General features: G+C 63.9%; 9 protein-coding genes. 2 read left to right on the top strand and 7 right to left on the bottom strand.

What is annotated here, in order from left to right; all coding sequences use genetic code 11:
* Positions 1–82 precede the first annotated feature (82 nt).
* The 6 genes from AK81_RS27365 to nhaB all read right to left on the bottom strand — a co-directional run bounded on the left by AK81_RS27365 (position 83) and on the right by nhaB (position 5,150).
* Entirely contained in the window at positions 83–610 is a 528-nt protein-coding gene (locus AK81_RS27365) for an ATPase AAA (RefSeq protein ID WP_043204348.1), read from the bottom strand.
* Positions 611–645: 35 nt separating this feature from the next.
* On the bottom strand, positions 646–1,605 hold the full coding sequence (locus AK81_RS27370) for a ribonuclease Z (RefSeq protein ID WP_043204349.1): 960 nt from the start codon (positions 1,603–1,605) through the stop codon (positions 646–648).
* A 16-nt stretch (positions 1,606–1,621) separates the two neighbouring features.
* Positions 1,622–2,122 carry an NUDIX hydrolase gene (locus tag AK81_RS27375; RefSeq protein ID WP_050491957.1) on the bottom strand — a complete coding sequence of 167 codons (501 nt, stop codon included), beginning with the start codon at positions 2,120–2,122 and terminating at the stop codon, positions 1,622–1,624.
* A 31-nt stretch (positions 2,123–2,153) separates the two neighbouring features.
* Positions 2,154–2,699: a lipocalin family protein gene (locus AK81_RS27380; RefSeq protein WP_043204351.1), complete on the bottom strand. Its 546-nt coding sequence runs from the start codon at positions 2,697–2,699 to the stop codon at positions 2,154–2,156.
* A gap of 72 nt (positions 2,700–2,771) precedes the next feature.
* Positions 2,772–3,395, bottom strand: coding sequence for a dihydrofolate reductase family protein (locus AK81_RS27385; RefSeq protein WP_043204352.1), 624 nt, complete (start codon positions 3,393–3,395; stop codon positions 2,772–2,774).
* Positions 3,396–3,647: 252 nt separating this feature from the next.
* The gene (gene nhaB, locus AK81_RS27390) at positions 3,648–5,150 is read right to left on the bottom strand and encodes a sodium/proton antiporter NhaB (RefSeq protein ID WP_043204353.1); all 1,503 of its coding nucleotides are present in this window, start codon (positions 5,148–5,150) and stop codon (positions 3,648–3,650) included.
* A gap of 150 nt (positions 5,151–5,300) precedes the next feature.
* On the opposite strand from nhaB, the gene AK81_RS27395 reads away from it, so the two are divergent.
* Together AK81_RS27395 and nudC are read left to right on the top strand one after the other, a co-directional pair.
* Positions 5,301–6,113: a crotonase/enoyl-CoA hydratase family protein gene (locus tag AK81_RS27395; RefSeq protein WP_043204354.1), complete on the top strand. Its 813-nt coding sequence runs from the start codon at positions 5,301–5,303 to the stop codon at positions 6,111–6,113.
* Positions 6,114–6,149: 36 nt separating this feature from the next.
* Entirely contained in the window at positions 6,150–6,980 is an 831-nt protein-coding gene (gene nudC, locus AK81_RS27400) for an NAD(+) diphosphatase (RefSeq protein ID WP_043204355.1), read from the top strand.
* On the opposite strand, the gene AK81_RS27405 is transcribed toward nudC, so the two are convergent.
* Positions 6,948–7,727 (bottom strand): TSUP family transporter, encoded by a 780-nt coding sequence (locus AK81_RS27405; RefSeq protein WP_043204356.1) that lies wholly within the window; start codon positions 7,725–7,727, stop codon positions 6,948–6,950. The genes nudC and AK81_RS27405 overlap by 33 nt on opposite strands.
* Positions 7,728–8,054: the final 327 nt, after the last annotated feature.

The raw sequence follows: 8,054 nt of genomic DNA on the forward strand, positions 1-8,054 counted from the left end.
CTGGGGCTGCTGTGCAGCCCTTTCCGACCGGTCCGGCGCCCCGGCAAGGCCGCTCCCACAAACGAGAACCGCAGCAGCCTGATCATGCGGGTTGCGGTTGTGTGAGGCCTTCCAGAAACGCCGCAATCTGCCGCCCACCGCGCAAATGCACCACCGGCACCAGCGGCCCGATCGCCTGGCGGTTCGCCTCGATCCCGGGCCGATAGCCCCGGTCGAACGTCCACACAAACTTCAGGAAAGTAAGAAACGCCCGGTCCAGCCGCTCTGTACACCCGGCCGGCAGGTCTGGCCGTGGCTTGTTCAGCACACTGCGCAGGATTACCCGCTTCAGGCACGTCAGCCGTGGTGTATCCAGCCAGATGACCAGATCGGCCCGTGGCAAGCGCAGGTCGAAGGTGCGGCGGCTGTAGTTGCCCTCGCATACCCACGCTTCCCCACTCACCGCATCGCGTACCCGGCTGCGAAAAGTCTCGGCATCCGGCTCGACCCAACCGGCCTCCCAGAACAGCGTGTCCAGGTGTACCACCGACGCCCCCATGCGGGCGCCGATCTGCCGGGCCAGGGTCGATTTGCCACTGCCGGCGTTGCCCAGAATCACGATGCGTTGCATGGCCAAGTCCCTTTGGAAAAACCGGCCATGTTAGTTCATCCGGCTGGCTCAAGACAGCCATCACGGCCAATGCGATAGCGTTGCAGGTCCTGCGCCAGGATCAGTTTCCCGTGGTAGTGGGCGAGGGCTTCGTCACGCACGTTGTCGATATTCGGGCTGCGCCGCGGGTCGTTCTGGTAGCGGGCGCTGAAGTGCGTCAGCACCAGGTTGCGCACGCCTGCGGCTTCGGCAAAGCGCGCCACCGCCGCTGCGGTGCTGTGGCCGAAGGTAACCCCGGTGCGTTCGACCACAGCCTGGGTGAACGTGGCTTCGTGCACCAGCACATCCGCGCCCTTGGCAGCCTCGGCCAGGAGATCGGGGTTGTCGTTGTCCCCGCACACGATCACCCGCCGCGGCGGGCGCGAGGGGCGCAGGTAGTCGTTGCCGTTCAGCCACTGCCCGCCATGCTGCACGGTCAAACCCTTGGCCAGCTCGCCCCACAGCGGGCCACGGGGTATGCCTTCGGCTTCCAGGCGCGGGATGTCCAGGCGCGGTTCGGGGTTGAGTTCGGTGAACACGAACCCCACGCTCGGCACCCGGTGCGACAGCTGAACGGTGGTCACCTGCAGGGTATCGTTGCGCCATTCGACCAACTCTTCCACGGCCAGCAGGCGTAGCTCGAACGGCAGGAAGGTGTCGCTGGCCGCCAGGCCCTGGCGGACCCAGTCATGCAGCGCGGCGGGCAGGATCAGCTCCAGCGGTTGGGTACGCCCGCTCATGCCGGCGCTGGCCAGCAAGCCGGGCAGTCCGAAGCAATGGTCGCCGTGCACGTGGGTGATGAAAATGGCGCGCAGGTCGCGGATCGACAGCGGGGTGTGCAGCAGTTGGTGCTGGGTGCCTTCGCCGCAATCGACCAGGTACCAGTGGCTGCCACTGGCTTCGATCACCGCCGTGGCGCTGACATTGCGTGCCTTGGTTGGCACCCCGGCGCTGGTGCCGAGGAACAACAGGTCCATGCTCAGGTTCCTTGTTTCAGCCCAGCAGCGACAAGTCGCGCAGCAGCGCCTGCAGCCCTTGTGGCACCAGCGGGCAAGTGCGCTCGAAATCGGCGCTGTCGCACCAGCGGGCGCGGAACGGGCTGCCGTTGGACTCGTGGCCGTCCAGCCAGGCGTGCTGGTAAAGGCTGGCGTCGTCGAAGCGCGCATCGTACACCTGCACGATCTCATGCCCCGGCTTGCCGGCATAGGTGAACAGGCTTTCCAGGGTGCCGAGCAGGTGCACATCACTGATCGGCTGGCCCAGCTCTTCAATGATTTCCCGGGCGATGGCATCGCGGCCCAGCTCACCGAACTCGATACCGCCACCCAGTGGGCGGGACAGCGTCTGGCCGGTGACGGGATCATCGAACACGTTGACCAGAATCTTGCCCTGGTGATGGAACACGCACAGGGCAAGAAAACGGATGCGGGGTGCGGATGGCGGCTTGGTATTCAACGGTCTCGTTCCTTCGAGGCGAGAAAGGGCGCACACCATAGCCGGATTGCCGCCCGCCGTCGACGGCCCGCTAGTCTCCCTGCCGCCAGATGAGCTTGCTGGTGTCATAACCTTGCTCCCGGGCGATGCTCAGCAATTGCTCGCGCTGCTGGTCGGTGACCGCAGGCGTGCGTGAAAGCAGCCACAGGTACTCACGGTTGGGGTGGCCGACCAGCGCCACGCGGTAGTCCTTGTCGTGGTACAGCACCCAGTATTCGCCCTTGGTCAGACCCGGTGCCAAGCGGCTGAACCAGTTGTCGAAGCGCACCCACAGCTTGTCGGTGCTGCCCGGTTGCTGGGCCTCGGCGATGCCCTTGGCTTCGTTCCACTGGCCGTCCTTTTCCTTGCAGCGGTTGGTCACGTCTATGCGGCCATCCGGGCGCAGGCCATAGTGCGCTTCGGACTGCACGCAGTTGCGCTGGAAGAACATCGGCAGCCGCCCCAGTTCATACCAGGTGCCTTGGTAGCGTTGCAGGTCGACCTGCTGGGTGTGCGGCGGTGCCGGTTGGTCGTTGCCGGCGCAGCCGAGCAGGGCCAGGGTCATGCAGGACAGCAGCAGCGTGGTACGTAGCGCCATGATGAACCTCCTTGGAGCGGATAGGACTTACCTGTGTTTCGATGCGGGCGCGGGGCAAAAGTTGTACGGAATTTACACCTCGTCGAACGAACCGGTCTGCACCTGGCCTGCGCGCACGTAGCGGGCGATGACCACACCCTTGGGTGAAACCACCGAGTGCTGCAGGGTGAAGGCTGCCGCCGCCGCGTCATGACCGAACAGGCGTTTGCCATGGCCGAGCAGCAGCGGGTGGATCAGCAGTTGCAGTTCATCGACCAGGTCTGCCGCCAGCAGTTGCTGCACCAGTTCGGCGCTGCCCTGGGTCAGCAGGGTGGCGCCGTCCCGTTGCTTGAGCGAGCGTACCGCAGCGGCGATGTCTGTGCCCAGGGCGTGGCTGTTGTGCCAGGCGAGGGTAGCAGGGGTATGGGTGGCCACATGCTTGGGCACGCTGTTGAACAGGTTGGCGATGGAGAAGTCTTGCGAGTTGTCTTTTATCTTTGGCCAGTAGCCGGCAAAGATGTCGTAGGTACGCCGGCCCAGCAGCAGCTCGAAGGGTTGGCTGAACAATGCCTGCATGGCCTGGCCGAAGACTTCCTCGGCGTAGGGCACGATCCAGCCGCCGTAGGCAAAACCGCCGCTGGTGTCTTCCTGCGGGCCGCCGGGGGCTTGCATCACGCCGTCGAGGCTGATGAAGGCGGCTACGATGAGTTTGCGCATGGGGACTCTCCTGTTGGCAGCCCGTTGGCTGCTTTAATGGGTAGTCGAATGGCAAAAGGCAAAATCGACACAGGTCTCGAAAGTGATGCAGTTCCTCTGTAGGAGCGGCCTTGTGTCGCGAACGGGCTGCAAAGCAGCCCCGGCAATCTGTGCACTTGCGCTGAAATCTCGGGGCTGCTTCGCAGCCCGTTCGCGACACAAGGCCGCTCCTACAAGGGACTGCATTAGCCGAGTGGGCAGTGCAGGTTTACCTCACAGCCAGTAGGTCACCGCCCACCATCCCAGCCCACCCATCACCACGGTATAGGGCAAGGCCATCCACACCATCCGCCCATACGACAGCCGGATCAGCGGCGCAATCGCCGAGGTCAGCAGGAACAGGAACGCTGCCTGCCCGTTCGGCGTTGCCACGCTGGGCAGGTTGGTGCCGGTGTTGATCGCCACCGCCAGTGTTTCGAAATGCTCGCGGCTCATGCCACCATTGAGAAACGCCTGCTTCACTTCAGTGATGTAGATGGTGGCGACAAACACGTTGTCGCTGATTGCCGACAGCAAACCGTTGGCCAGGTACAGCATGCCCGGTTGCTGCTCGGCCGGCAGTGTCAGCACCCAGCTGATCAGGGGGCTGAACAGTTGCTGCTGGTGAATCACCGCGACCACGGCAAAGAACACCACCAGCAACGAGGTGAACGGCATGGCGTCCTGGAAGGCGCGGCCCAGGCGGTGCTCGTCGGTGATGCCGGTAAAGGCGGTGATCAGCACGATCACCATCAGGCCGATCAGGCCGACTTCAGCCACGTGCAGCCCCAGGCAGATGATCAGGATCAGCGCCGCAATCCCTTGCACCCACAGCGCGATGCGCTGGGCCTGGGTACGCGCGGCGTCGTCCTCGGCCGCATAGGCGGCCAGCACCTGGCGCACGGGTTCAGGCATCAAGGTGCCGTAGCCGAACAGGCGCAGTTTTTCCAGCAGCACACAGGTCAGCAGGCCGGCACCCAGCACGGGCAGCGACACGGGTGCCACCTTGAAGAAGAAGTCGGCGAAGTGCCAACCCATCTCGTGGCCGATCAGCAGGTTCTGCGGCTCGCCCACCAACGTGCATACGCCACCCAGGGCGGTACCCACCGCGCCGTGCATCAGCAGGCTACGCAGGAAGTCGCGGAACTGGTCGAGGTCTTCGCGGTGCAGGTGGGCGATCTGCTGGTCGCTGTCCAGCGCGCTTTCCTCGCGCGGGTTGGCCCCGGACGCGACGCGGTGGTACACGGCGTAGAAGCCGACCGCAGCGCTGATGATCACCGCCGTCACGGTCAGCGCATCGAGAAACGCCGACAGAAATGCCGACAGCACGCAAAACAGCAACGCCAGCACTGCCTTCGAGCGCACCCCGAGCAAAATGCGCGAGAACAGGAACAGCAGCAGCTCCTTCATGAAATGGATGCCGGCGACCATGAACATCAGCAGCAGGATCACCGGGAAGTTGTGTTGCAGTTCCTCGTACAGCGCCTGTGGCGTGGTCATCTGCAACAGCAGGGCTTCGATCAGCAGCAGGCCACCGGGCATCAGCGGGTAGCACTTCAGCGCCATGCCCAGGGTGAAGATGAACTCAAGCACCAGCGCCCAGCCGGCTGCAACCGGGCCAACGGTGACCAGCAGCAGCGGGTTGAGAACCAGGAACAGGCAGATGACCGCCTTGTACCAAAGCGGCGACTGGCCCAGAAAACCATGGGCGAGGGCGCCGGTCAGGGAGCGTGACATGAATATGTATCCTTATAATTCGGCGATGGCGCACGGTGCCGGATCGACGCGCCTTAGGCAAGGCGTGCAGTCCCGTTTTTGGCACAAGTGCGGTCACCGGGCTGGGTTACCATCCGCGCTATGAATCCTTCACCCGCAGGAGTGCCGCCCGTGACCGAGTACAGTGCGTTCAAGGTTGAACTGACCGACAACATCGCCCACGTTCAGATCAACCGCCCGGAGAAGGTCAACGCGATGAACGCGGCCTTCTGGGAAGAGATAATCACTATCTTCCAGTGGATTGACGACACCGATGCCGTGCGGGCGGTGGTGATCAGTGGTGCCGGCAAGCATTTTTCCGCGGGCATCGACCTGATGATGCTGGCCTCGCTGGCTGGGCAAATGGGCAAGGACGTGGGCCGCAATGCGCGCTTTCTGCGTAGCACCATCCAGCGCCTGCAGGCTTCGTTCACCGCCGTGGACAAATGCCGCAAGCCGGTACTGGCGGCCGTGCAGGGTTACTGCATCGGCGGCGCCATCGACCTCATCTCGGCGTGCGACATGCGCTACTGCAGCAGCGACGCGCAGTTCTCGATCAAGGAAATCGACATGGGCATGGCCGCCGACGTCGGCACACTGCAACGTTTGCCACGTATCATCGGTGACGGCATCATGCGTGAGCTGGCCTTCACCGGGCGCAACGTTGCGGCCGACGAGGCCCTGCGCATCGGCCTGGTCAACCGGGTCTATGATGATCAGGCCGCACTGATTGACGGCGTCTTTGCCATCGCCCGGGAGATTGCTGCAAAATCGCCGATCGCCGTGGCCGGCACCAAGGAAATGCTCAGCTACATGCGTGACCATCGCATCGACGATGGCCTGGACTACATCGCCACCTGGAACGCCGCGATGCTGCAGTCCGAAGACCTGCGCGTGGCCGTGGCGGCGCACATGAGCAAACAGAAACCGACGTTCGCCGACTGATCGGGCCGGGGGACGCGCAGTCAAGGAACCCCCGACATGTCAGCACGCTGGACTACTGCAGTACTCGACCCGCAGATAACCGGGGGCGTGGCCGTGGCCCGCAGCCCGGAAGGGTTTCTGGTGGACGACAACGGTGCGCTGTTCCCCCGCGACTGGCTCAAGCGCCAGGACCTCGATGTGTTGTGCGAGCACGGCATTGGCCATTTCGACGGCCAGCCGGTGTTCCTGCTGGAGCTGCGCAGCGCCACTGACGTGCCCGGCTGCCACTGGCGCGGGCTGCGCGCGTTCATGCTCGAAGGCGACTTCGACACCTACAAAGTGCTGGGTTATGCCGCGCAGATCGGTACCTGGGCCCGCGAGCACCGTTTCTGCGGCAGCTGTGGCCAGGCGATGACGCAAATTCGCTGGGAGCGGGCGATGTACTGCCAGCCGTGCGACCTGCGCAGTTACCCGCGTATTTCACCGAGCATGATCGTGCTGGTGACCCGTGGCGATGAAATCTTGCTGGCGCGCTCGCCGCGCTTCGTCACCGGGGTGTACAGCACCTTGGCGGGCTTTGCCGAGCCAGGTGAGTCGGCCGAAGACTGCCTGGTGCGTGAAGTGCGAGAGGAAGTGGCGGTGGAGGTGCAGAACATCCAGTACGTCGGCAGCCAGTGCTGGCCATTCCCGCACTCGATGATGCTGGGCTTTCATGCCGAGTACGCGGGTGGCGATATCGTCATGCAGCCGGACGAGATCGAGGACGCCCAGTGGTTCAGCGTCCACGCCCTGCCGCCGCTGCCCGCCGGGCGCTCCATTGCCCGGTATTTGATCGATTTGTATGTGGCTCGCCGTTTAGGGTTGGCCGAACCAGTGCTGCCACGCTAGGCGCACGGTCAACGCCAGCACCACGGTGATGAACACCGGGCGGATGAACTTGCTGCCGCCGCTGATCGCCGTGCGTGCGCCGAAGAAGGCACCGACCATCACCGACAGGCCCATGCACAGGCCGACGATGTAGTCCACTTGCCCGGAAATGATGAACACCGTCAGCGCCGCGATGTTGCTGACGAAGTTCATGCTGCGCGCCACGCCGCTGGCGCGGACCAGGTCGATGGGGTACAGCAGCAGGGTGCTGACCGTCCAGAACGCCCCGGTACCCGGGCCGGCCACGCCGTCGTAGAAGCCCAGGGTGAGGCCTTGCGGCACTTGCCACTTCTTCTTGATCGGCGCATCGGCATCCAGCGGCGCCTTGGGTGTGCCGCCGAACAGCAGGTAGATGCCACAGGCGAAGACGATCACTGGCAGCATCTTGTTCAGCCATTCGGCTGGCATGTAGTGGGCGATGACTGCGCCAAGCAACGCCCCGGTCAAGGTGGCGAACAACGCCGGGCGCCACTGCGCCGGGTGGAACAGTTTGCGCTTGTAGTAGGTGAAACCTGCGGTGGCCGAACCGAAGGTGGAGCTGAGCTTGTTGGTACCCAGCACCAGGTGCGGCGGCATACCGGCGGTGAGCAGCGCCGGGGTGGTGAGCAGGCCGCCGCCACCGGCGATGGCATCGATGAAACCGGCGACGAAGGCGACCAGGACCAGAATCAGAAGGGTGAGGGGTTCTACGGTGAGTTCAAAGGGCATGAGGTCTTGGCAGGCAGGGAGGCAAGGGGCGGCAAAGGGCCGCGCTAGAAGGGAGACATGGTAATCCTGGGAGGGGTGTGTTGCCAGTGCCGGCCTCTTCGCGGGCACGCCCGCTCCCACAGGTACTGTACAGGTCTTGATGCCGGTGAAGGACCTGTGGGAGCGGGCATGTTCTGGTCAAGTTTTGCCGGACACCGATTACGGTGATCAAGCTGCCTGCTGCTCCATTGCTATTGGCGACAGGTAGTTGTTATAGCTGTGGAGCCTGATTCGGTTGTATCTCATGAAGAAGCTGGTCATATCCTGCCTGGCTTCTTCAATTGCCGC

The organism is Pseudomonas putida W15Oct28 (assembly GCF_000708715.2).
Classification (GTDB): domain Bacteria; phylum Pseudomonadota; class Gammaproteobacteria; order Pseudomonadales; family Pseudomonadaceae; genus Aquipseudomonas; species Aquipseudomonas putida_R.